Source organism: Methanococcoides alaskense (assembly GCF_027594145.1).
Taxonomy (GTDB): Archaea; Halobacteriota; Methanosarcinia; order Methanosarcinales; family Methanosarcinaceae; genus Methanococcoides; species Methanococcoides alaskense.
Genome location: NZ_JAQFFK010000003.1, coordinates 457803 through 482137, shown reverse-complemented (window position 1 = coordinate 482137; position 24335 = coordinate 457803). Strand labels below are relative to the sequence as shown.

At 34.5% G+C, this 24335-nt stretch carries 21 protein-coding genes; 15 read left to right on the top strand and 6 right to left on the bottom strand.

The features are described from left to right. Positions 1-64 precede the first annotated feature (64 nt). Together PBV53_RS06180 and PBV53_RS06175 are read left to right on the top strand one after the other, a co-directional pair. On the top strand, positions 65-388 hold the full coding sequence (locus PBV53_RS06180) for a hypothetical protein (protein WP_270096287.1): 324 nt from the start codon (positions 65-67) through the stop codon (positions 386-388). 142 nt (positions 389-530) lie between these two features. Next, positions 531-2519 (top strand): hypothetical protein, encoded by a 1989-nt coding sequence (locus PBV53_RS06175; RefSeq protein WP_270096286.1) that lies wholly within the window; start codon positions 531-533, stop codon positions 2517-2519. A gap of 84 nt (positions 2520-2603) precedes the next feature. On the opposite strand, the gene PBV53_RS06170 is transcribed toward PBV53_RS06175, so the two are convergent. Beyond that, entirely contained in the window at positions 2604-2756 is a 153-nt protein-coding gene (locus tag PBV53_RS06170) for a hypothetical protein (RefSeq protein WP_270096285.1), read from the bottom strand. A gap of 390 nt (positions 2757-3146) precedes the next feature. Here PBV53_RS06170 and PBV53_RS06165 point away from each other — a divergent pair, with 390 nt between their 5' ends. The 7 genes from PBV53_RS06165 to PBV53_RS06135 all read left to right on the top strand — a co-directional run bounded on the left by PBV53_RS06165 (position 3147) and on the right by PBV53_RS06135 (position 14690). Then, positions 3147-5150 (top strand): type I restriction-modification system subunit M, encoded by a 2004-nt coding sequence (locus PBV53_RS06165; RefSeq protein ID WP_270096284.1) that lies wholly within the window; start codon positions 3147-3149, stop codon positions 5148-5150. Continuing rightward, positions 5147-6424 (top strand): restriction endonuclease subunit S, encoded by a 1278-nt coding sequence (locus PBV53_RS06160; protein WP_270096283.1) that lies wholly within the window; start codon positions 5147-5149, stop codon positions 6422-6424. The genes PBV53_RS06165 and PBV53_RS06160 overlap by 4 nt, the downstream gene beginning before the upstream one ends. Then, entirely contained in the window at positions 6421-8217 is a 1797-nt protein-coding gene (locus PBV53_RS06155; protein ID WP_270096282.1) for a GmrSD restriction endonuclease domain-containing protein, read from the top strand. The genes PBV53_RS06160 and PBV53_RS06155 overlap by 4 nt, the downstream gene beginning before the upstream one ends. Before the next feature lie 44 nt (positions 8218-8261). Beyond that, the gene (locus tag PBV53_RS06150; RefSeq protein ID WP_270096281.1) at positions 8262-11255 is read left to right on the top strand and encodes a type I restriction endonuclease subunit R; all 2994 of its coding nucleotides are present in this window, start codon (positions 8262-8264) and stop codon (positions 11253-11255) included. 45 nt (positions 11256-11300) lie between these two features. After that, positions 11301-11759 carry a C2H2-type zinc finger protein gene (locus PBV53_RS06145; protein WP_270096280.1) on the top strand — a complete coding sequence of 153 codons (459 nt, stop codon included), beginning with the start codon at positions 11301-11303 and terminating at the stop codon, positions 11757-11759. A gap of 42 nt (positions 11760-11801) precedes the next feature. Next, positions 11802-12362, top strand: coding sequence for a hypothetical protein (locus PBV53_RS06140; protein ID WP_270096279.1), 561 nt, complete (start codon positions 11802-11804; stop codon positions 12360-12362). Positions 12363-12599: 237 nt separating this feature from the next. Then, positions 12600-14690, top strand: coding sequence for a KAP family P-loop NTPase fold protein (locus PBV53_RS06135; protein WP_270096278.1), 2091 nt, complete (start codon positions 12600-12602; stop codon positions 14688-14690). A gap of 8 nt (positions 14691-14698) precedes the next feature. On the opposite strand, the gene PBV53_RS06130 is transcribed toward PBV53_RS06135, so the two are convergent. Then, positions 14699-15331, bottom strand: a complete 633-nt coding sequence (locus PBV53_RS06130; protein WP_270096277.1) for a recombinase family protein — start codon at positions 15329-15331, stop codon at positions 14699-14701. 244 nt (positions 15332-15575) lie between these two features. Between PBV53_RS06130 and PBV53_RS06125 the strand changes: the two genes are divergently transcribed. The 4 genes from PBV53_RS06125 to PBV53_RS06110 all read left to right on the top strand — a co-directional run bounded on the left by PBV53_RS06125 (position 15576) and on the right by PBV53_RS06110 (position 19137). Beyond that, positions 15576-16733 (top strand): COG1361 family protein, encoded by a 1158-nt coding sequence (locus tag PBV53_RS06125; protein ID WP_270096276.1) that lies wholly within the window; start codon positions 15576-15578, stop codon positions 16731-16733. Positions 16734-16841: 108 nt separating this feature from the next. After that, positions 16842-17087, top strand: a complete 246-nt coding sequence (locus PBV53_RS06120; RefSeq protein ID WP_270096275.1) for a hypothetical protein — start codon at positions 16842-16844, stop codon at positions 17085-17087. 339 nt (positions 17088-17426) lie between these two features. After that, on the top strand, positions 17427-17930 hold the full coding sequence (locus PBV53_RS06115) for a BglII/BstYI family type II restriction endonuclease (RefSeq protein ID WP_270096274.1): 504 nt from the start codon (positions 17427-17429) through the stop codon (positions 17928-17930). 142 nt (positions 17931-18072) lie between these two features. Beyond that, on the top strand, positions 18073-19137 hold the full coding sequence (locus PBV53_RS06110; protein WP_270096273.1) for a C2H2-type zinc finger protein: 1065 nt from the start codon (positions 18073-18075) through the stop codon (positions 19135-19137). Between the two features lie 29 nt (positions 19138-19166). On the opposite strand, the gene PBV53_RS06105 is transcribed toward PBV53_RS06110, so the two are convergent. Then, a complete protein-coding gene (locus tag PBV53_RS06105) occupies positions 19167-19889 on the bottom strand; it encodes a hypothetical protein (protein WP_270096272.1) in 723 nt (240 codons plus the stop codon). 354 nt (positions 19890-20243) lie between these two features. Beyond that, positions 20244-20801: an exonuclease/endonuclease/phosphatase family protein gene (locus PBV53_RS06100; protein ID WP_270096271.1), complete on the bottom strand. Its 558-nt coding sequence runs from the start codon at positions 20799-20801 to the stop codon at positions 20244-20246. Between the two features lie 308 nt (positions 20802-21109). Between PBV53_RS06100 and PBV53_RS06095 the strand changes: the two genes are divergently transcribed. Together PBV53_RS06095 and PBV53_RS06090 are read left to right on the top strand one after the other, a co-directional pair. Then, complete coding sequence (locus tag PBV53_RS06095; protein ID WP_270096270.1) at positions 21110-21706, top strand: KwaA family protein; 597 nt, start codon at positions 21110-21112, stop codon at positions 21704-21706. Between the two features lies 1 nt (position 21707). Further along, positions 21708-22721, top strand: a complete 1014-nt coding sequence (locus PBV53_RS06090; protein WP_270096269.1) for a hypothetical protein — start codon at positions 21708-21710, stop codon at positions 22719-22721. 274 nt (positions 22722-22995) lie between these two features. Here the strand turns inward: PBV53_RS06090 and PBV53_RS06085 are convergent, their stop codons facing one another. Next, the gene (locus tag PBV53_RS06085) at positions 22996-23814 is read right to left on the bottom strand and encodes a DUF8426 domain-containing protein (RefSeq protein WP_270096268.1); all 819 of its coding nucleotides are present in this window, start codon (positions 23812-23814) and stop codon (positions 22996-22998) included. An 8-nt stretch (positions 23815-23822) separates the two neighbouring features. After that, on the bottom strand, positions 23823-24143 hold the full coding sequence (locus tag PBV53_RS06080; RefSeq protein WP_270096267.1) for a hypothetical protein: 321 nt from the start codon (positions 24141-24143) through the stop codon (positions 23823-23825). Between the last annotated feature and the right edge of the window lie 192 nt (positions 24144-24335).

The window sequence follows — 24335 nt, the reverse complement described above, 5'->3', positions numbered from 1 at the left end:
ACAAATATTTTTTTGTTGCTAACTGACCACAAAATTTAAGCTTAGTCCTAATATATTGTTGTACATGAATGGGAAAATATATTTAGATGACGAAAGAAAGTGTTATTTTTGTGGACGAACTGATGAAGACGGAAAAGACCTGTTCCACGTATTTAGTGAAAATGTGACTCAAACCGATTCTTTTGCTTTTTTTGATTTATGTGGCGTGTTCGAAATAAAGGAATATGACATTCAATTGTCTGATTTTATCAAAATGTATAGCCTCGAAAGAAGTGCATTTACGGATTTAAGTCCGTCTATGCAGGAGTCATCTATAACCATTTTCGCCTGCCCAGTATGTCTATCTGTTCTCCGGCAAATTGGTAGTTGTCAGGGAACGGTTGTTTAATCAATCGAGATTAAACTTTGATATCTTGTTTGGTTAGTTTTAGGGATATTTCTAAAACATATTTTATCTTTGTAAACGAATTAAAAAACAAAATGATTTTGAGTTGGTTCATACGAATAGCAAATCACAGAGAGAGCATCGAATGGATAGAATATTCTCATTCCTGAATATTTTGAAAATTATTTCAAATACGGATGGATTTAGGAACTGGATTAATCAGTATCATCAGATAGAAGAAGATTCTTTTTTGCTTGATGGATATAATTTCTTCATAGAAGTTGTTACAAGTGATTTACTTGAATCATTACATCTATCTTCCGCATTTGATTTAGAAGATGATATGACCTATTATAGGGCACAATTTGTTGGTGTCAACATAGATGACATACCTAATACAAGCGAAAAAACAGTTTTTATAAAGAATATATGGAACAACTTAAAGGAAATAGAAAATGCATCTTCCTGGGATGATATCAAGTGTTATTGGCAAAATAACCATGATTTTTTTTCAATATTTGATTCCATATATAGAAACAACATAATCTGCACCAAAGATATTGGTAAGGATTTGGTATTAAACGCAACAAGTATTTTTTACAATTATATTTTTTTGAATGATACGGAAAGAGGTAAACCTCATACATATCCTGCTTCAATTCTTAAAAACAAGATGTCTCCTGAACTAATGGAAAAAAGCTATTATGGCTACATTTTTTGTTTACAATATGTTTGGTATGTCTTATTGGGAGAAGAACAGTTTGAGATATGTTCCCTAACAGAACTACATCGAGCTTATGAGAAATTTTCAAAAAATGTAATAGAGGATTATGAACATGACCCATTTGGCATTGATTATAGTGATGCGGAATTATCAGCATTAATTAAATGGGAATCTATTGACTATTTTTTCCCCATTATTAAATCTGAGATTATTGAACCATTGGAGGATAATATTGGAATAAACTTGTCCAAAAATAGCATTTTAGTTTTGGATGGCACATTTAATAAAAAGGTGCTGAGCTTTCTGCTATCTCCAAAAAAGCTTTCTAATCCCGATTATATGAGCAGCAGTGACAATGAATCTAAAATTAAAAAATTAGATTCTTACTTCTTGTGGCAAATGTTTTTTAAAATGGACTGCAAACAGATTATTATCGATGGAGCTGCTGTATTTACTGATTTATTGATAGGTGCTGTAGAAAAAAACAAATATTACGAAGTTGAAGATAAAATTCAAATTCTTCGAATTAAGCATCCTTCTATAGATTTGGGTAGATTTGATTATAGCTATGCAATATTGATTGAAAGCTATTCTACTTTTAGTGACTATTCAGTATGGTATGCCTTCTTTGATTGTGCAACAGATTACTCAGGATTTGGAGGAAGTTTACAGCAGAACATTGAACTTTTCATTAATGAAAATTTAGAGAAAAATTTAATTGATGTAACTGAATTTACGATTGAAAAGGAATTTTTTGAAAATTATTTGGATAAAGGAATTTTGTCAAGTATCACAAGAATTCGCAATGAATCAGAAGGTATACTTGAAAACGCAAAAGGAACAGCTCTTGAACATGTTGCATGTGAAGTTAATAGGCAAATTAAACAGTGGACTATTGGAAATCAAGTAACATTGAAGCAAAATATCAATAATCTAATTTTTATTTTAAAAGAAAACATACCAAAGAATAGAGATAATGAAAATATTTTGAAAAAAATCGATGAAATTGAACTTACTAATGACGTAAGCAACCATTATTCTATTATCTCTTTGCTAATCCCGCAACTACTGAAATTAAATTTAGAGGAAACGGTTCAACAGTTAAATTCGATTGATAAAAAGATTGATGGTGTCAACTTAAAAGTGGATGAACTTACTAATAACCATGAAGCTTTAGATTTCATAATTCAGAACTTAGAAATAATTAAAAATGAAATCCCAGAACTTAGCACTCAGATTAATGATGTATTAGATGGATTTATTGATAAATCTAAATCAACTGAGCAAAAATTAAAATTTAGTATACCAATTATTCCAACTTTAATTGCATATGAAATAGAAAAGGAAGTTCCGAAAGACATTTCTAAAAGGATTAGAGAACTAATAAAATTGAACAATAAATTAAGGTGATAATAAAGTATTGGCAACTTACAAATAGAGTATGTCCCTGCTTTGTTACTTTTGAAGCCCATAAATTCTAAAAAGTTAAGAAGGTTATGTTTTCTTAATCTTCTCTTTCATTTCCATTGATAATAAAGGATTTGCATCAAGTTCAATTTCAGCCCATGATACAAGCCTTTTAAGATAATACTGATGCCTTAAATTAGTAATTTCATACCTAAATAATAAATAATACTCATCAAACATTCAACATTTTCCCATTGACCCTCAACCATTCTTTCCTTATATCATAGTCCGGCAAGATGGTCTTTATGGAATCCTAATACTGTTTTGAATGAAAAAAGAGTTACATAGAAGTTATATCGCCTATTGTAAAGTCCCATCATTCAGCAGGCGGTATTTGACCATTGCATATGGGTACACGACCAAATTTATTCTCAAAATGCAGTATTATACCATCTTCCCATCATTCAAAGCTTGAACCTAAATTAATAGGATTGGGAGAGATGTTGATATTGAAATAAAATCAATAAATTTATAATGCTTAGCAATCAGTATCAGCCATCATAAAATATTCACTTTAATTTTATTATTAATAATAATCAAACATACCCTTTCATCAAAGAGATTGTTAACATGGTCAACGTAACAGAAAACGCTAATTTCCTTTGGAGCATCGCTGACCTTCTTAGGGGCGACTACAAACAGGCAGATTATGGTAAGGTCATTCTTCCACTCACTGTATTGAGAAGGCTGGATTGTGTCCTTGAACCCACAAAACAGAAGGTTCTGGATTATCTTCCAAAAATGGCAAGTATGAATATCGAGAACACTGACCCCGTACTCAATAAGGTCGCAGGCTTTAATTTTCATAACCAAAGCAAGTATGATTTCCAGAGCTTGAAAGCAGACCCTAACAACATTGCTGCCAATCTCTCAAACTACATCAACGGTTTTTCAGAGGATGCTAGAAATATCATTGAGTATTTCAAATTTGATGAGCAAATAAGAGAATTAGATAAAAAAGACCTTCTCTATCTTGTTGTCAAGAGATTTGCCGAGGTAGACTTACATCCTGATAAAGTAAGTAATGTCGAAATGGGATATCTCTTTGAAGAACTGATACGCAAATTCTCTGAGCTTTCCAACGAGACTGCTGGACATCATTTTACACCAAGAGAAGTTATCAGACTAATGGTAAACCTACTTTTCGTAAATGATAGAGACATACTTACACAGGAAGGTATTGTTAAAACACTCTATGACCCTGCCTGTGGTACCGGAGGTATGCTCTCTGTTGCAGAAGAATATCTTAAAGAGCTCAATCCTGATGCAAGGCTGGAAGTATTTGGACAGGAACTCAATGATGAATCCTATGCAATATGCAAATCAGACATGCTCATCAAGGGTCAGAATGCTTACAACATGAAATTCGGTAATTCCTTTACAGAAGATGGGTTAGAAGCTGAAAAATTTGATTATATGCTTTCCAATCCTCCGTTTGGTGTCGAATGGAAGAAGGTGGAGAAGTTCATCAAAGCCGAGAGTGAAGGTAGGGGACATGATGGAAGATTCGGTGCAGGTTTGCCAAAGATAAATGATGGTTCGTTCCTTTTCCTTCAGCACATGATTTCAAAGATGAAACATGACAACATCGGTTCACGTATAGGTATCGTCTTTAATGGTTCTACGCTTTTCACAGGAAGTGCTGGAAAAGGTGAAAGTGAGATTAGAAGATGGATTATCGAGAACGATATGCTTGAGGCTATCGTGGCTTTACCTAACCAGTTGTTCTATAACACCCCCATCTCTACCTACATATGGATAGTTACTAACCGAAAAGAAGCTAAAAGGGCAGGAAAAATACAGCTTATCAATGCCGTGGACTTCTACAATAAGATGAAGAAAAGCCTAGGTAACAAACGCAATGAGGTTAGTTCTGACAACATCAACACTATCACTAAACTCTATGGCGATTTCAAGGAAAGCGAGTTCTCTAAGATTTTCGACAATGAGGATTTCGGATATCAGCGAATTACCATAGAAAGACCTCTGAAGCTCAATTTCCAGGCAAGTGAAGAACGAATCGAGAGGCTGAAGGAAGAAAAGGGTTTCGTCAATATTGCTTCGAGCAAGAAGAAAGGTGAAGCGGCAGAGAAGGAAATAGTGGAAGGCAAACGTTTGCAGGATTCCCTCCTTAAGATGCTTTCGTCCATGGATTCCGACAAGCTCTATAAGAACCGTGATGAATTCACAAAAGTTCTGAAACAGCATATCAAGAAGTCTGGCATCGATATCAATCCACCACTTCTCAAGACCATTCTCAAAGCTCTCTCCGAACAGGATGAAACTGCTGATGTCTGCACAAAGAAAGGTGAACAAGAACCCGATGCAAACCTCCGTGACTATGAGAACATTCATTTGAAGGAAGATGTACAGGCATATTTCGAGCGTGAAGTCATCCCACACATTCCTGATGCATGGATTGATGATAGCAAGACGAAGATTGGCTACGAGCTTAATTTCACAAAGGAATTCTACAATTACACTCCACTTCGCAGTCTCGATGATATAAGGACAGATATCATGGTTCTTGAAGAAGAGATGGAAGGTCTGCTTAAGGAGGCTGTAAGTGAATGAAGCCATATCCTGCATACAAGGATTCGGGTATTGAGTGGCTGGGAGAAGTGCCGGAGCATTGGGTAGTTAACAAACTTGGTTATCATACACAAATGATAGTCCCAATGCGCGACAAACCCACTTTTTCTAACATTGGCACCCCATGGATTAGAATTGAAGATTTTGAAGGAAAAGATATCTCAAAATCAAAATCCAATCAACTTGTTAGTAATGAAGTAATTGAATCAATGAACCTCAAGGTTTATCCTATTGGAACAGTCCTTTGTTCTTGCAGCTGTACTATGGGTTCAACAGCAATTGTAAAAGAACCTCTTCTCTCCAACCAGACATTCATTGGGATAGTACCTGATAGTAAATTAAATTCCAACTATCTTTATCATTTAATGAATGCAAGTAGTGAAAGACTACAATCACTTGGTTCAGGTGCAATCCAACAATATCTCTCAAAAGAAAATTTTCAGAACCTCCGATTAGCATTTCCACCTCTTACTGAACAACAATCCATCGGCACCTTCCTCGACCAAAAAACATCTCAAATTGGCGCCCTCATCGAAAAGAAGCAGAAGCAAATCGAACTGCTAAAAGAGGAACGAACTGCAATTATCAATCAGGCAGTGACGAAGGGACTTAATCCAGATGTGCCTATGAAGGATTCGGGTATTGAGTGGCTGGGAGAAGTGCCGGAGCATTGGGAGATTAAGAAATTAAAGTATTTGGCAAATCAAACAAGGGAAAAACAAGAAGCATATGGTTCTTTAAAAATTGCCTTAGAAAATATTGAAAGTTGGACTGGAAAATTGGTTAATTTAGATTCTGATAATGCTTTTGAATCTGAAGGTATTGTTTTTAATGAAGACGATGTTCTATTTGGAAAATTGAGACCATATCTTGCAAAAGTCTATAAAGCTCAAGAGGCTGGAATTTGTGTAAGTGAAATATTAGTTTTAAGACATAGTAATCTCATTACCTCTGATTTCTTGTACTATCGATGTTTATCTGAAGATTTTATAACAGAAGTAAATAGTTCCACTTATGGTTCAAAGATGCCACGTGCAAATTGGGATTTTATTGCTAATCTATTAATTCCATTTCCAACTTGTTCCGAACAGAATTTAATTACAGATTTAATAAATTCAACTATCATAAATTCAACTAGAATGATAGCCAAAATCCAAAGTCAAATCTCCTTCCTACAAGAATATCGCACATCACTCATCTCTGAAGCAGTAACAGGTAAAATTGATGTTAGAAAAGAAATTGGGGTACTTGAATGAAAACTCAAAAATATACAGTAAACCCACAGTCAATTGAGGCAGTATTGAGCTGGGTAAAGTCTGGTGAGATAGCAATACCTGAGATTCAGAGACCCTTTGTATGGAATTCTACACAGGTCAGAGACCTTATGGATTCATTGTATCAGGGTTATCCGATTGGTTATCTCATTGCATGGAGAAATCCAAATGTTAAACTTAAGGATGGAACCGTTTCCGAAGGAAAGAAAATTCTGATTGATGGTCAACAGAGAGTGATGGCTCTAAATGCTGCCATTCTGGGCAATTATATTATCGATAGTAATTACAAAAAAACAAAGATAAGGATAGCTTTCCATCCTATTAAAGAACGATTTGAGGTTCTAAATTCTGCAATTGAGAAAGACAATTCTTGGATTCATGATATATCTCCACTTATCAATAAAGAAGTGGGATTAATTCGGTTTTTCAAAGATTATTGTGAGAAAAATCCAGATGTTGATGAAATACATGTTGAAAATACCCTTGAAAATCTGAAGAATATTACCAACAAACAACTCGGTCTGATAGAATTGGATTCTGACCTTGACATTGAAACAGTAACTGAGGTTTTCATAAGGATAAACTCCAAGGGAGTAACTTTAAGTCAGGCTGATTTTGCAATGTCAAAGATAGCTGCAAATGAAGATTATAATGGTTCCACTATCAGAAAAGCTATCGACTACTTTTGCCATATGGCTGTAGCACCGGAATTTTATGAACAGATAAGAGATGTTGATACGGAGTTCTCTTCAACAGAATACTTCCGAAAAATGTCCTGGTTGAAGAATGAGAATGATGACCTTTACGACCCAAGGTACACAGATATGCTAAGGGTAGTTTTCACATCGGAATTTGAAAGAGGAAGACTTTCTGACCTAGTAGGTTTGCTTTCAGGAAGGAATTTCGAAACCAGAACCTATGAAGAAGAGATTGCAAAACAGTCATTTGAGACACTGGAACAGGGTATTTACAAGTTTATGAACGAACATAGTTTCCAGAGATTCCTGATGATAATAAGGTCGGCAGGATTTATTTCTTCCAAACTTATCCGTTCACAGAATTCCCTAAACTTTGCCTACATAGTTTACTTAAAATTAAAATCAATGGGTTACAAACCAGCTGACATCGGGAAATATGTACGTAGATGGTTTGTACTTTCAGTTCTCACCGGAAGATACTCCAGTTCTCCTGAATCTGAATTTGACCGAGATATCAAAAACATCGCTACCAAGGACTTTGGAGAATATCTGAGGAGCGTTGAACAGGCAGAACTTTCAGACACCTTCTTTGATGTCGGACTGATACAGAATCTGGACTCCTCAGTTTCAAGCAGCCCTTATTTCAACGTATATCTTGCATCACAGGTAAAGAACAAAGACCAGGGTTTTCTGTCAAAAGACATCACTGTAGACGATTTAATCAGTCATCATGGAGATATCCACCATATATTTCCAAGAGAATATCTGAAGAAAAACGGTCTCAAAAGAGGACGCTACAATCAGATTGCCAACTATGTTTACATGCAGAGTGAAATCAATATACAGGTTGGTAGCAAAGCTCCAGACATATATTTCAATGAATTGAAAGAGCAATGTGCTACAGGAAATGCAAAGTATGGTGCAATCTGTGATGAAAACGTTTTCCATGAGAACCTGAAGATGAACTGTATTCCTGAAGATGTATTCTCAATGGACATCAAAGATTATGATGAGTTCTTGATAAAAAGAAGAGAATTGATTGCAAAAAAGATTAAAGAGTATTACTACTCTCTATAACATCATAATTTGTCAATAATTCCTCATGTATGGAGTATTTATTAATGACTTCAACTCAGATTCACACAGAAAAAGCCTTTGAAGAAGCTATTGAAAGCCACCTCCTTGAAGAAGGCGGGTACAAACAAGGGAACCCTGCTAATTATGACAAGGAACTTGCATTGGATAAGGGTGTGATGTTATCGTTCCTGAAGGAAAGCCAACCAGATAAATGGGATAAGTCAGTTTCCATACATGGAGGAATCGTTGAGACTAAGGTTCTGAAAAGGCTCCAGAATGAACTTGACAACAAGGGGATGTTGGATGTACTTCGCAATGGGTTCACAGACATGGGTGTCCATTATGACACTGTGTTCTTCAAGCCCGTGAGCGGTCTTAATCCTGAAACCCAGAAGCTGTATAGGATGAACAATCTAACTGTCACCAGACAGGTTCATTATAGTCTTAAAAGCGAGAAATCCATTGACATGCTGTTAAGCATCAATGGGTTGCCTGTAGCTACTGTGGAATTGAAGAATCAGTTCACAGGACAGAACGTGGATAATGCCAAAAAGCAGTTCATGTTCGACAGAGAACCGAACGAGCTTCTGTTCAAGTTCAAGAAGAGGGCTCTTGTACACTTTGCAGTTGATACCGATGAAGCGTACATGACCACAAAATTGACCGGTAAAACCACACGATACCTTCCATTCAATCGTGGATGTGATGGAGGAGAAGGTAATCCGGTCAATCCTCACGGTTACAGAACATCATATCTCTGGGAACAAGTGTGGGAGAAAGATAGTTGGCTTGATATCATCGGTCGGTTCCTGCACTTGCAGGTTGAAAAATATGAGATGGACGGAAAACTTCTCAAAAAGGAATCCATGATTTTCCCACGGTTCCACCAGCTCGATGTGGTACGCAAACTTTCAGCAGACACACACAAGAACGGTTCAGGCAAGAACTATCTCATAGAGCACTCCGCAGGCAGTGGGAAAAGCAATTCAATCGCATGGCTTGCCTACCATCTATCGTGCCTCTATGACAACGATGACAACAGGGTATTCGATTCAGTAGTAGTCATCACCGACCGTAGGGTGCTTGACAAACAGCTTCAGGATACTATTTTCCAGTTCGAACATACACAAGGCGTTGTCCAGAAGATTGACAAGGATTCAAAGCAACTGGCATCCGCTCTCAATTCCGGTACAAACATCATCATTACTACATTGCAGAAATTCCCATTCATCATCGACAAAGTGGAAGATATGCCTGCAAGGAAGTATGCCGTAATCGTTGATGAAGCTCACAGTTCTCAGGGTGGCAAATCCTCGGAAAAGATGAAGGTAATACTTGCAGCTACCGACATGGATACTATTTCTAAAGAGGGTGGGGAAGAAGATGACGATGCTGAAGACCAGATGCGAAAGGTGATGGCATCTAGGGGACAACAGAAAAACCTGAGCTTCTATGCCTTTACAGCAACCCCTAAATCCAAAACTCTCGATGTTTTTGGAACAGAGGATGAATCCGGTCAGAAAAAGCCATTCCATCTCTACTCTATGCGACAGGCAATCGAAGAAGGGTTCATCATGGACGTTCTCAAGAACTATGTCACCTATAAGACATTCTTCGAGCTCTCTAAGACTATTGAGGACGACCCCTCTCTTAACAAGAAGAAGGCAAAACGAGCAGCTGCAAGGTTTGTATCACTTCATCCTTACAACATTGCCCAGAAAACAGAGGTCATGATAGAACACTTCCGCCAGGTCACCATGAAAAAGATTGGTGGGCAGGCAAAAGCGATGGTCGTTACATCTTCACGCCCACACGTTGTTAAGTACAAACAAGAATTCGACCGCTACATCAAAGAAAAAGGTTACTCCGATATCAAAGCACTCGTTGCATTTTCAGGAACAGTGACTGACGAATATAGCAACTCATTTACAGAACCTGAAATGAACGGATTCAGTGAAAAAGAACTGCCTGAGAAGTTCAATACTGAAGAATATCGTTTGCTTCTTGTAGCTGAGAAGTATCAGACCGGATTCGACCAGCCTCTTCTTCACACAATGTATGTTGACAAGGCACTCTCTGGTGTCAAAGCCGTACAGACCCTTTCCCGACTGAACAGAACTCATGCAGGTAAGGAAGACACTTTCATTCTCGATTTCGTAAATGACAAAGATGATATCCTGTTGTCATTCCAGCCTTACTACCAGCAAACGAGTCTTAGCGAAAGCACAAACCCAAACCTTCTCTACGACCTTAAGGGTAGACTGGAATCTGCACAGGTATTCTGGCAGACCGAGGTCAACAATTTCTGCAATGTTTTCTTCCGCTCAGAGAACAGACATACTCAGAAGGACAATGCACAGCTTAATGCTTACATAGACCCTGCCGTTGAACGTTACAGGGGAATTGCACCCGAAGAAGAACAGGAAGACTTCAGGCACACACTCACATCCTTCGTCAGACTCTATTCGTTCCTGTCACAGATAATGCCATTCCAGGATATGGAACTGGAAAAACTCTATGCATATGGTCGCATGCTCCTGAAGAAGTTGCCACGAACAGATAATTCCAAAATGCTGAAGCTTGACGATGAAGTAGCATTGGAGTATTACCGCTTGCAGAAGATAAACGAAGGTTCAATCAGTCTCCAGCCCGAAAATGGAGTACTTGACCCTACTTCTGAAGCAGGTATGAGGAAAGAAAAGGAAGAGCTAGCTCATCTTTCCGAAATCATAAAAGTGCTCAACGACCGCTTCGGAACAGATTTCACTGATGCAGACCGCCTTTTCTTTGAACAGATAGAAGCAGACCTTGTAGCAAATGAAGGTCTTTCAAAGCAGGCAAGGAACAATACCGTAGACAATTTCAAATTTGGGTTTGAGGACGTTTTCACAGATGTTCTGATTGGTCGTATGGAACAAAATGGGGACATCTTTGCGAAGATAATGGATGATACTGACTTTGCGAGTAAGGTGAAAGAGATACTCATTCGGAGCGTCTACAAGAAGCTGAATGAAGAAGTCGTGGCTTTGTCTTCATGAAAGTAGAACTGGAAGCGATATCGACTAAGTGGGAGAGTGAGTATTTTGACTAAATGTCCACATTGTGGGGATACAACAATAACAGGAACGACATCGGAATTGGGACATTTCTGTCGGAAATGTGGTTGCTATGTATTCTTTTTTAGAAAAGCGGATTATGTGATAAAAGAATCGATATTCACGGAAATCAAACCTATATATAATTGCAAATATTGCAGTTTTTTATCGTATTCAAAAGAAGAATTTGAATCTCACTTAGATGCTGTTCATCCTATCACATACCAATGCCTTTTTTGTGACAAGTTAGAAATTAAAAATAAATCCGAAAGTATTAGTCACATAATAAAAGAACATCCTTTTGAAATTAAAAAAAGAAATGATGGAATTATTCCTTCACCAGTAATTTTAGAGCGATATCTGACAAAAACATGGGAATGTGTTGAGTGCGGTGAAACATTTGATTTTGAAGTGGGTTATAAAAATCATCTTCGTGAGATATGCTGACTGGAATTTAGTCATGAAAACGTAATAATTAGAGGATAAACAATGGCATTATGCAGACGCTGTGGGGAGCCAACAAGCTCGAATTCGGGAGCAGGACATTACTGTATGAATTGTTGCTGTTATGTAGATGTTAAACCTGAAGAAAAGCCATATTCAACAATCGAGCTGAAAGTTGGAACAAAAGACAATCCCGATACACGCTATAAGCCTATTGAAGGAACAACATCATCCCTATTCAACCGCTGCAAACATTGTAATCAGTTATTTCCGAGTGAAATTTCACTTAAAGAGCATGTGAAAGACAAACACACAAGTAAAAAAGTTATAAAATACAGCCCAAACTCTAAATTTGACAATATTTGCGGTTTTTGTGATTTGGAATTTACTGATAATAAGAGTTTTCATGACCATATTCTAAAAATGCACAATTCAAGAAAGTATAGGTGTGCACTTTGTGAAAAAATAGGAAACAATATGGAGGAGGTTGCTGCTCACCTTCGAAAAAAACATTCCATATATATTGAACTCGGGCGTTCAAAGAAAAAAAAGACATATATAATTAAGGGTTATGAATATATGCATTCGATATGGGTTTGTAAATAGTGTAACGAATCGTTTAGGTCAGTGGCAGGATATAACTATCATTGTAAAGTCCATAAAATGAAAAAAGCAAAATGATTTTCACCATCTCAGCATATAGTGGGCGTTCGAAGTATTCCATCTCCTATCAAACATTTCTGATTAATTTTATTGTGATTTTTGTTTATGCACCAATAAATTTTCGATAATATCTTATAACATGTGCATACTTCATCAATAAAGTAGAAGGTGTACTATATTATGTTCAATCCAGACAAACCAATTACGTCCATTGATGATGATGCTCTTGGAAGGAAAGGTGTTGCTAAGGAATTGGGTGATGCATTATTAGCAGATTCGAATAAAGAAAGTCATGTAATCGGCATTTATGGAAAATGGGGTTATGGAAAAACATCATTTATTAATATGGTTTTAGAGCATGTTGAAAATGAATCAACAAATTTTGATAAAAACAAAAGTCCAATTATCATAAACTTCAACCCATGGAATTTTTCAAATCAAAATCAACTGATAAGCCAGTTTTTTAATCAATTATCTAACGACTTTTGTAGAGAAGACAATAGTGAATGGTTAAAAAATAGTGGAAAAATGTTCAAAACGTATTCAAAAGCAATTTTGCCATTATCTATAGTACCACAGTTTCTTCCATTTGTGATTAGCACTTCAGTCGCATCAGGTCTTGTTGGCAAACTTGCTGAAATTGTTGGTCATCACAATAAAAGTATAGAAGAAATTAAAAATGAAATTTGTGAAAATCAGATTAAATACGATGGACGCATAATTATTGTGATAGATGACATTGACCGTTTGAATGAAATTGAAATCAAACAAATATTTCAACTTGTTAAATCTATAGCTGATTTCCCAAATACAACATATGTTCTAACTTTTGATAGAGAAGTTGTTTCAAAAGCTTTAGAAACTGAACAATGTGGAAACGGGAATCAATATTTGGAAAAGATAGTTCAAATTCCTTTTGAATTGCCAGAAATTTCAAGGTCAGAATTAATTTCCTTATTAGACACTCAAATTTCAAAAATCATTGTTAGAAATCCACACGACGACTTTTATGAAAAAGCTTACATCGAGATGCTTAATCGTGGAGTTTATCATTTTTTTAATAACATTAGGGACATAAACAGGTACATTAATGTTGCAAATTTCAACTATGAGGTATTAAAAGAAGAAGTCAATGTTATCGATTTCATTGGAATAACAGCAATTCAAGTATTTTTACCAGAATTATATCAAGAAATAAAATCCAACCGTCATGTCTTTTTAAGTACTGAAGTTTCTAGCAATTCACAAAATGATAATGACAAAGCAATTTGTGTGGAAATTCTCAATAGGTACGATATCAAACGTAGAAACATTTTGCAGAATTTCTTAACTATGTTATTTCCAAAACTTAGCTCTTTTTATGGAAATACCACCCATAGCTCTGAAGCTTATGTATTATGGAGAAAAAATCGTCGCATATGCAGTGAATATTTTTTTAATGTCTATTTCAGATTTGCTGTTTCAGAAACAAAAATCTCTCAAGCAGAAATGAAAATTCTTCTTAGCAAAGGAAACGATGTTGTGACAATATTGGAATCAATTCAAAATATTATCAAGGATGGAAAAGGTTCAGACTTTCTTATTAGTTTACTTGATAAAACCGATATAATTCCAGTCGAAGATATCGAATCGTTTGTTACAGCCATTTTTGTTGTTGGCGATTCACTTGAGGAAACGTCTACAAATTCTTTTTATATTCAAGAGATAATTTATTCTTTGCTCAAAAAAATTGAATCTCGAAAAGAAAGATATAATATCCTTAAAAAGAGTACCAATTATGCGAATAATAGTCTCTATATTGTTGCAAAAGAAATAGCTTCGCTTGAAAATGATGAAAATGAATTCATAAGTTATGAAGACCTTGATGAACTGAAGCAATTGATATGTAATAGATTTAGTGCATGTCTAAAAGAGGGAAAATTAATACATTCACCTCATTTCTACCCCATACTACAATTTATGGGTAAATGGCGTGCTAAAGATGAACTTGAGAATTACACGAAATTGATAGCTTTAGATGATGACGCATTATTACTGTTAATAACTAATGTTATGGAACATCATGCAATACAGCCTATCGATTTTACGCAAAAAAATTGGGCTAATTGGGTTCAACTTGTTATTAGTTTGAATCAACTTATTGAAGTGAGTTATATAAAAGAGAGACTTATCGAGATTAAAGAATCAGTAAATTATGTTGATTTAAATGAAAATATGAAAGTTGCTCTTGAAGCTTTTTTGAATGGAATTGAATTAGCAGAAGGGAATTGAAAATTATTTCAACTTCCCACACCCTTAACCTTCTCCACCCTGCTCCGTTCTTCCCAAATATCCCTGTACTTATACAACGTACTGGCTGGAATATTCAAAACCCTTGAAATCTCAGCCCAGGTCAACCCTTTCTTCCGGTATTTCATAACCTCTTTCTTATCGGGTTCTTTGGTAGGTCTACCCCATTTATCATTCTCTTTCTTATACCGCTCGATACCGACCTTGATACGTTCCTGTAGAATCCTCTTCTCATTCTCAGCCACCCATCCAAACAATGATGTCAGCAGCCTCCTGTAATGAGCATCCTCAATGGTAGACCACGATTCGCTTGGACTCAATGAAACGACCCTGACACCTTTATCTTCAAACTCCATCACCAAATTCAAGGTGTCAATGAATGTTCTACCCAACCTTGAGATTTCAAAAAGATAGATGGTATCGATATTGTTTGATTCAATGCATTTCAGTAATTGCTTGAACCCTGGTCTTTTGTCGGCAGGGACACTTCCACTGACACCCTCATCGAAAAATATCTGTTCAGCAATTATACCCTTGTTTTTCAATTGCAAAATCTGGGTTTCGATGTTCTGGTCTTTGGTGCTAGTCCTAGCATATCCAACTGCGTTTTTCAATTCTTCCATAAAATATGTTATATGTTACACAGTATATATATCTTTACTAGTTGTATAATATGTAACGAAATACACCTGTATTGTGTGATTAGGAATTTTAATATTCTTGAATATCTGTTTTTTTGATGAGAATGCAATTCAGCTACTATATATAATAAAAACGTGTGCAAAAACTATATATTATTATATCAAATTTGTTATATAGCTTTAAACTGTTGAACAATTGAATTAATAATTATGAGAGGTTATTTTTGTGAAAAGAGTGCATATACCAATTATCATTGGAATCACGTTATTTTTAATATTATATGTGTTTATTGTTCCTTGTTATGCCGCAAGTGGTTTTGATACTAACAATTCTTTTTCAGATATTATTTTACTATTATTTTTAATAATTGTTGCTGGGGTAAGTCTTCTAGTATTTATATATAAATCCATGGATAAAAAATCTTCATACTTAGTAACAGATGAAGTTGAAAATATTCAAAATGCTGAACCCACATTCAAATCAATTGAAAATAATAGAAATGTTAAAAATAAACTCAAGCCTTTTGTGAGGAGTGATGCTAATGAAATTCAGAATGAAAATGAATCTATAAACATTGCAACAAAATCGGCTTTCCATTACAAGGGTGCCACAATAATCTATAAGGTCAAAACAGAGAACAATACACCAGAACCAATTGCAGATTTACAGATATCACTCTTCGTTCCAGATGTATTCCTATTAGAGAATAAACAAAAAACCATTTCAATGTTGGAAGCAAACGAAAGCAAAACGGTAACGTTTGAAATTCGTCCAACCGGTGAATGTGGGGATTGTCATGTTTCAGGTAAGGTAAATTACTACGATTATTCAATGAAAAAGCGTAATGAGATTGACCTTGAAACAAAATCCCTTAGCATTGTCTGTCCATTACTTCATTCAAAATCAATTGCAGAAACAGAATGGCGTAGTTCTTTAACCAATTTTGCTAAAGCTGAAGAGACCACCAAAGAGATTGATATACCTGCATCCACACTCTTTGATGTCACATCTGATGTGTTACAGGATATGAATCTCTTTATGCTTGAACCAAAAGTGAATGATTCTGCCAACCTCTATCGGGTGGTAGCTAAGTTCTACGGTGAAGGTGTGAAAGAACTTCGCTATGCAGCACAGATTGAGGTCGTTGGTGGTTCAAAGAAGTCCAAGCTCATACTGAAGGCATGGGCAGAAGCTGAAGAAGCTCTCACGGGCTTCTATCACGGTATTCTTGATGAAATCGAGAAAAGGATTCATGTGAAAGGACTTATTGATAGCAATATTGTCTACAACTATCATTATGGGGATACTATTGGAACACAGATTACTGATTCACTTGTACAGCGTTCGAATATTGGAAATCCAACACCCGATTATGAAGAATGATAATTCCATTCTTCATTTATAATTCTGTTAAGTATAGTGGAATTTATAATAGATTATTACGTAATACATATTGTATATCCATTAATGGGCTAATACGTGGGGGCTAGTATGGCAAAATCATTAGTTGAAAACTTATGGATTACATTAACGGTATTAATTCCAGGTATCATTTTTTACACCATATTTAGAGTTCTAACACTTGTATTGGAAATAAACATACCCTTCCTTACATATGTGGATACATCAGATACTCTCTTTATTGGCGTCATAATTTCCTTAGGCTTCATAATACAATTATTTGGTATTGCTATAGAATCATTAGCTATCAAAACTGATATTTATAAGCATAAATAGCAAAAATATCAACATGCCTTTGAACAAAGATATGAAATCATTGCAACAGTGGATTCTGAAAAGGGTTACAATGTTGAACGTATCGTAGCCCAATTTTTTATGTCTCACAACATAGCAATAGGGGTTCTAATAAACTTTGAGTGGACTTTTATCTATCTACTTCTTGTTCAACGGTCTGATTCCATTGCAATTACTGTAGTATTGCTTCTAGCCATAATAACTATAGCTTCAATGTATGCACCAATAAATAGGTTTAATCATGCTTGTAAAGCATTGTATACTTACTCAACCAAACGTTATAAATAAATTACAAAAAGTATTCTTAAAGGATTAAAAGTTATGAAATTCAAAGAAGAATATTTCTTTTGCAGTCCCAAGCTTCTACGCAATGTCGATGAAGTCCATGAGATATTTGCTTGTATTGATGCTATAGAATGGGAACCTGAATTTGAAATTGAGGTTGGAAATAACACATTCCATCACCAAACGGCATATAATAAAGCATTTGAAGCTGAATTTTCAAAATATGATTGGCAAACGAAACCATTACTTCACGATAATCCGAAGCTGATAGGAGATTTTCAAAAGGATGATGTATTCATAGAAGTTCAATTTGGAAACAGTGCCACTATCTATCGTGATTACTATAAATTCCATTATGGATTATCAAAGAACTTGCTTTCGCTGGCGGTGTTGATTGTTCCAACTACTCCTAAAGATTTCTTCCCAACAAGACCATCAAGCGTTAGCAACATGGCAGAATTTGATTTCGCATACAGATATTTCAAATTATTGCCTATTCCAGTTCCCATATTATTACTTGGATTACTGCCAGAAAATTGATGTTTTTTCATATTTAACTTCCACCTGAACATCTCAATGATTTTCAGAAACCGTTATATGATTTTAAGTGATAGGCTATAATATGCTAATGTGTAGAAGTTGTGGGCAATCTGTTGGATTTAATGAATTTTGTAGCAATTGTATGACTTCTGCATACGTAAAGGAAGTAAAAGATGAAGATGAACTTGGTCTAGCAAAGACAGTATCATTATCAACTGTGAAACCTCCACTACCAACAATTCATGTAGAGGATGAAGGGAAGCACCTAGCATATTCTTCTAATATCCTGAATACTTATTTTTGCAAATATTGTGATGAAAAATTCCAATCAAAAGATATTTTGCAACGGCATATTGAAGACGACCATATCATATGCAAATATTGTCATAAATACTTCCAATCAAAAATTCTCTTGAAACAGCATATTAAAGACGTGCATACCACATGCAAATACTGTGGAGAATACTTCCAATCAAAAGATATTTTGCAACAGCATCTTATAAATGTGCATTACAATTGTAAATATTGTGACAACAATTTCCAGTCAGAAATTCTTTTGAAGCAGCACATTAAAGACAAACATAGCATCTGCAAATACTGTGGAGAATATTTCCAATCAGAAATTCTCTTGAATAAACATATTAAAGATGCCCACATCATATGCAAATTTTGTGAGAAAGAGTTCCAATCAATAAATAATTTGAAGAAGCACATTAAAGACGTCCATCGCAAATGCAAATATTGTCATAAAAAATTCAAATCAGCAAATGGTTTGGAGCAGCATATTAAAGGCGTGCATAATAATAACCAAACAAAAGAAAATCCAAAATCAAGTGTTCCGAAACTACATAGTATGAAGAAGTTGTATAATGATATACGATTAAGAGAAGCCAATAGAAATATTGATGAACAATTTTTCAGAGAATATGATGAACAAAAAGTAACAATACTTGCTGAAACTCAAATATATAGTCATAACGAAAATTGGATTAAGAAAGTCCATTTGGGATGCAAAATTATTGAATCAAACGATAATGGCATAAGAATACAAAAGTGGATTCAAGGAAGGATAAGCTACAACCACGAGGAGATTCCGAAATTTTATCGAAATGGGACTCCTTCAGCATATAGTTCCATAACTGCGGATGAAAATAATAGATGTTCTGGAACTCTTATTGTAAAAGATATTAAAAAAGGATGGATTTAAAATTATATTATAAATTCATCAATTTGTAGTTATTCATCATCTTCAATTTCAAGATATGACTCTCGTAATTTTCCTAATTTTTGTTCAATAATATTAATGTCAGATATCACTGTTTTTTCTAAATATTCTAATTCTTGTCTACCTTCTGGAGTATCAGATTCATAGGGATTAAACTCTCTTATCCTACCAAGAAATTCATCTAATGGGATTCTTAATTTGTCACTAGCAAGATAAAGATATGGAATCACGTCATCAATAGAATATCTTCTAGTGTTTTCATTAACTAACCACGACCGTGGTACTTCTCCATTATCACTATGACCATAATATTCTTCCAACATTAGTTCTTCATAATGTAGAGGAACATATACTTCGTCTGATTTCAAAGCATCCTGCAATGGATAGTAAAGTCTTTCAAGTCTTTTTTCAATATATAAGATGTTCTTTTCAACAATGCCTTGTCTAATCATTCTATCTGTTTGGGCATGACTATGTCCATTTTGTCTAATTATTTTTTTGTTTTGTTCAAGGCTATCTTGATTTTGCTTGATTATAGCATCAGTTTTTTTAAGACTAGCTTGATTTAGCTTGATTATATCATCAGTTTGCTCAAGTGCAGAATCTGTTTTTCTGACAATTAACCAAGTCAAAGTAGCATAAATTGCGGTAATCAATACAAGCGCTACTGTAGACCATTCCATGATTATCGAGCTTTCATCAATAAGTGGGATAATTATTTGCTGAATTAACATGGTATGAACCTTTACACTTTAATATTTTTTAAAAAAACTTACATTCAATATAAGTATTATCTGTTGGAATCGAAATTAATCTTCATATCATTGGTAGCACCTATCCATGTAATATATTTAAAAATTCCTCAAAATTTAATATTATGATTTCAATCAATAAGATTATCAAATGTACAATGATGATAACATCGGAGATTTGGTTTGATAATAAGTTATGGGGATACTCGCCTTCATTTACAATAATTCAATATTAGTACTCTGACAATGAAAAAATAGGGGAATACTCTTTCCCCATTCATCCCTCTGAATAAAAAATCCTTACAACCTTCTCTTTTCCTTGGAAACAAAGCAGCCTTAATCCACATCTCCACTAACATTGAACTCTGCATACACTGGATAATGGTCAGACACGGCTACAGTTTCCTCTTCTGTCAGTTGATACTCCAAGTCATACCTGAAAACACTGGCTTGACCATACAGGTCAGATGTGTCTGTCAGAATTATTCTGTCATAGGTATAGTCCGTTGACTTCGTTGTGGTGTCATGTGTGTCATCAATAGCCCAGTAGTAGTCTTCAAGGTCTGAACTTGAATCCTCATCGAAGTATCTCCCATCAGCATTGAAATCTCCTAGGATTATGAAATCCTGCTCATCAGGATATACATCCTGTGCATGTTCCAAGGCTTCGTCTAGGGCATTGATTTCTTCGGTGGCTTCGTCAGGGTCTGTGTGGATTACTATTAGAACAGCATCATAATCACCATGGAGTGACTTGAACGATGCTATGTAGGGTTGCCTGTGGAATGGGTCTGTTCCCTCTGGTTCTGAGAAACAACTTCTTTTCTGAATAATATAATAAAACCAATAACGAATTCTATCTTCCTTGAAAACATGCCCAATGAGGCATATCATCTTCATCGGGGTACATATGGTATGCCGAAATGGTTGCTTATACAATTTGTATCAAGGACGTTTTCAACCCTCTATAAGTATGACATACATAAAATTTGTGTACTCGATGCTATGTAACTTCATGCACCACCATGAAAGCCTAATAGAAATGAATCTATGATTATAGTTGACCTAAATACAGATTAAAATTATTAGCTGATTATAGGGATAAAAAATTATAAAAATTATATTAGTTTGTGATAGAAAACAGTTTTCCGATTCTTTAAGTTAATAGATAAATATTTATGCGTATTGTTCATGTACATCATATGAAGATAATTGGCAAAATATTGTTATTTTTTTCTTCATATTCATTGCTTTTTTTAATACTACTAATTGGAGAAATTGAACACTTTTTGTCACTTGAATCCAGTGTTTCAACAATACCGAATACAATAAAAATGATTGTTTATTCGGTATTATTCATATTTTCTTTGATTTCAATTTGGTACTTTAAATCAAGTTATCGCTTTGGTTCCTTTAATGATAAAACAACAATAACAATTAAATCAGTTTCAAATAGTAGTCAAGAAATAATATCATATTTGATTACAATTGTGATTCCACTTATTGGGAGCGTTTCATCATTTATAGTGGTTAGTGATTGGACCAATCTTTTTTCTACCTTCACTATATTGATTTTCATTTCTATATTATACGTGAATTCAAATCTCGTAGTAGTTAATCCAATGCTTATTATTTTTGGTTATTCCATTAATAAAATCAATTTCTGTTATGAGAACATCCCCGATATTGTGTTTGAAGGAGTTTTATTGTCCGATAATAAATTCGATATTCGAAAAATATCTTCTACAACTATTGTTAATAACATTGATGAAAATACTTTCATATTAAAGAGGGTTTAAAGTGGAAAGAGCAAAAATAGAATTAATTTATGATGAGCTTAAGAATTACATAATATCGAGTTCAAGAATTCCACCCTATGTTACCATAGTTGGTGAAGAGATTAAATCAGGTAACAAAAAAACAAGTGCTTTTACTATTGCCAGTGAAAATGATTTTGATGAGTTTATAAAAATATTAAATGGTTTCTCTCTAAATATCAATGGATATATTCAAGGGTCACTTAATATTGCTGAACTAAAAGGTGACGACAAAGATTCTGGTTTTTTTTATAAAAAAGTTGATGAATTTGATTTGGAAACACTTATTCAATTAACAAATTCCTCATTGATTGACCCCGATATAAAAGTAGTGGATTTCTTAAAACCATCCAGATTTAAACATGTTTTTTTGGTTATTGAACTTAATTTGGATGAAGCTAGTTCTAAAAAATTGGTTCTATTTAAAGGAATTTCTCAAAATTACTATACTGCTAAAAACAAATTCACTTTATCTCCTTACAACGAAAATCATTCCCTAAAGGTAAAATATCTAGATAATAAAAAAGACATTATATTCGATGATAATTTTGAAATAGCAGCATATTTGGATGATATGAACGCTTCTTTTATTTTTGTACAAAACCGTCGAAAATTTGAGGATTTGTTTGGTTATCATGAAAAATATGAAGATGCCTATTCAATGTTATCTTCCAAACTGGACTTTATTGAGTGGGGTAAAACAGAGCCAACATTGTACATTAAGAGGTACTGTTATTCAATTTCAAATTATGAAAGAGTTGAAGAATGTATTGAATTTATGCTACAAGATTTACGTTCAAAAGAAGATAATGAAATTAAAATGGCTTTCACTTCTAAGAAAATAGAATATAATGTGAAAACAGACGGTCAAGTGCATATTATTCCAGAAAATCCAACACAACTCAAAGCACTACTGTACATAATCAATGATGGTGTTGCAAAAACTTGCCTCCTTGGAAGAAATGTTATGGGAACAAAGTTTGAAGAACTTTTATAAATATTGTGATTCTAATTATTTCTAAATCTCAAATTGGTAAGGTTAAAAATATTATTTTAGCAGCGGTGATTATCTCTTTGAATTTCTATCTTCCTAAATGGCATGTCATCAATGGCATACCATTTCTGTTGATACATATAATATTCCGAAAACTACTGATGTATCAATTTTTCTTAAATAGAGAAGCTCAGTCAATGAAGACAAAACAGAATAAATTAGTCTGTTAAAAATCAATTCATCTTAAACTTCACAAGATATTAAGATACACAATATTTCATTTGTTTATTAGATTGGATAATTCTTCAATACTCAGTGGTGGCTTTTTTTTATGAATCATATTATGGCAATTTGAGCACACTAAAGCAATATCATCAATTGTTGTTGGAGATGAACCATCTCTGCTGCCAATCGGTTCTATATGGTGTGCAATTATGTAGTTCTTGCCTATTTCCCCATAGACCTCTTTATAATTCATATCGCAAACTTCACATCGATAATCTGATTTTTTCTTCTTTTTGTCAATGATTTTTTTGTTTCTTTTCCTAAATACAGCTTCTTTAATGTATTGTTCACCTTCATTTTCTTCAAAAATTTCATCAACGCAATCATACAAAAAATTTGTTTTTGATTCCATTGCATGTATTTTGTCAAGACGTTCCGTATCTAGTTTTAATACTGTATTTTGATTTGCCTCAAGATTAAGAGTGAATGGTTTGAAATTTTTGTCCCAATCAACTTCAACATAATGCTCCCAGAGAATACCTTTTTGTTTTACTATCCCTGGTCGATACTTGTATTTGCTTTTAACTGTACCTTTTCCCACGATTTGTGTTCCTTCTTTAGCATAAATTGTGTCACCCTTATCCATGTGGTAAGCCACATGTTTAAGACTACTCTGCCTAGTTGGTGAAGGAAGAGCTTTACTTCTCCATACGGTATAAAACTCTTTTTCATCAATTTCAGAACAGTCACCAACAACAGGTTCACCATTGAAATAGTATCCAATAGCTGCAATTCCTTGGTCACGACATTGTTCCCACACCTCAGTCCCTTGATTTCCCCATCGGAATGCCATTCTCCAATAATTTGTCATAGTATCACTTACTCTTGATTCTTCAGATATTCACATTCATTAAAATCAATTTCACAATTATGCATACATTCATCCAATCTGCCCATTGTTTGCCCTCTCATAATTTCATCTTTTTCAACCATCATAATCTTCCCACATTGCATTTCAAGGGGAACTTTTATTCCGATAAGACCTTGAATCAAAGCACTTGCTTCCTTTGTACTTAAAGTATCAAGTGAAGCTTCACCCAACTTTTCCATGAAATCATTGTAGAATATTTTATCATCTTCTACACTTGCATATTCCGAAATTAGAGCATTAATATAGTGTTCTTGTGCCTCTGTCGTCATTTTCAATCACATCTTCAATAATTTACCAATCAAAATTAATGCATATATTTTTGAAAGCTTCCCATTTGTTCTTAATTCAATAACTGTCCCCATTCATCAAAGAACGCATGAATCTTTCCCATATCATTATCGAAACAATTGGAAAGCAAGAACATCATTGTTTTCCCAACTTCATATCGAATCTTGGGAATG

What these genes read in the sequence shown, in the direction of transcription:
- PBV53_RS06180 (WP_270096287.1), top strand. Translation starts at nt 65, where the DNA reads ATGAATGGGAAAATATATTTAGATGACGAAAGAAAGTGTTATTTTTGT.
- PBV53_RS06175 (WP_270096286.1), top strand. Translation starts at nt 531, where the DNA reads ATGGATAGAATATTCTCATTCCTGAATATTTTGAAAATTATTTCAAAT.
- PBV53_RS06170 (WP_270096285.1), bottom strand. Translation starts at nt 2,756, where the DNA reads ATGTTTGATGAGTATTATTTATTATTTAGGTATGAAATTACTAATTTA.
- PBV53_RS06165 (WP_270096284.1), top strand. Translation starts at nt 3,147, where the DNA reads ATGGTCAACGTAACAGAAAACGCTAATTTCCTTTGGAGCATCGCTGAC.
- PBV53_RS06160 (WP_270096283.1), top strand. Translation starts at nt 5,147, where the DNA reads ATGAAGCCATATCCTGCATACAAGGATTCGGGTATTGAGTGGCTGGGA.
- PBV53_RS06155 (WP_270096282.1), top strand. Translation starts at nt 6,421, where the DNA reads ATGAAAACTCAAAAATATACAGTAAACCCACAGTCAATTGAGGCAGTA.
- PBV53_RS06150 (WP_270096281.1), top strand. Translation starts at nt 8,262, where the DNA reads ATGACTTCAACTCAGATTCACACAGAAAAAGCCTTTGAAGAAGCTATT.
- PBV53_RS06140 (WP_270096279.1), top strand. Translation starts at nt 11,802, where the DNA reads ATGGCATTATGCAGACGCTGTGGGGAGCCAACAAGCTCGAATTCGGGA.
- PBV53_RS06135 (WP_270096278.1), top strand. Translation starts at nt 12,600, where the DNA reads ATGTTCAATCCAGACAAACCAATTACGTCCATTGATGATGATGCTCTT.
- PBV53_RS06130 (WP_270096277.1), bottom strand. Translation starts at nt 15,331, where the DNA reads ATGGAAGAATTGAAAAACGCAGTTGGATATGCTAGGACTAGCACCAAA.
- PBV53_RS06120 (WP_270096275.1), top strand. Translation starts at nt 16,842, where the DNA reads ATGGCAAAATCATTAGTTGAAAACTTATGGATTACATTAACGGTATTA.
- PBV53_RS06115 (WP_270096274.1), top strand. Translation starts at nt 17,427, where the DNA reads ATGAAATTCAAAGAAGAATATTTCTTTTGCAGTCCCAAGCTTCTACGC.
- PBV53_RS06110 (WP_270096273.1), top strand. Translation starts at nt 18,073, where the DNA reads ATGACTTCTGCATACGTAAAGGAAGTAAAAGATGAAGATGAACTTGGT.
- PBV53_RS06105 (WP_270096272.1), bottom strand. Translation starts at nt 19,889, where the DNA reads ATGTTAATTCAGCAAATAATTATCCCACTTATTGATGAAAGCTCGATA.
- PBV53_RS06100 (WP_270096271.1), bottom strand. Translation starts at nt 20,801, where the DNA reads ATGATATGCCTCATTGGGCATGTTTTCAAGGAAGATAGAATTCGTTAT.
- PBV53_RS06095 (WP_270096270.1), top strand. Translation starts at nt 21,110, where the DNA reads ATGAAGATAATTGGCAAAATATTGTTATTTTTTTCTTCATATTCATTG.
- PBV53_RS06085 (WP_270096268.1), bottom strand. Translation starts at nt 23,814, where the DNA reads ATGACAAATTATTGGAGAATGGCATTCCGATGGGGAAATCAAGGGACT.
- PBV53_RS06080 (WP_270096267.1), bottom strand. Translation starts at nt 24,143, where the DNA reads ATGACGACAGAGGCACAAGAACACTATATTAATGCTCTAATTTCGGAA.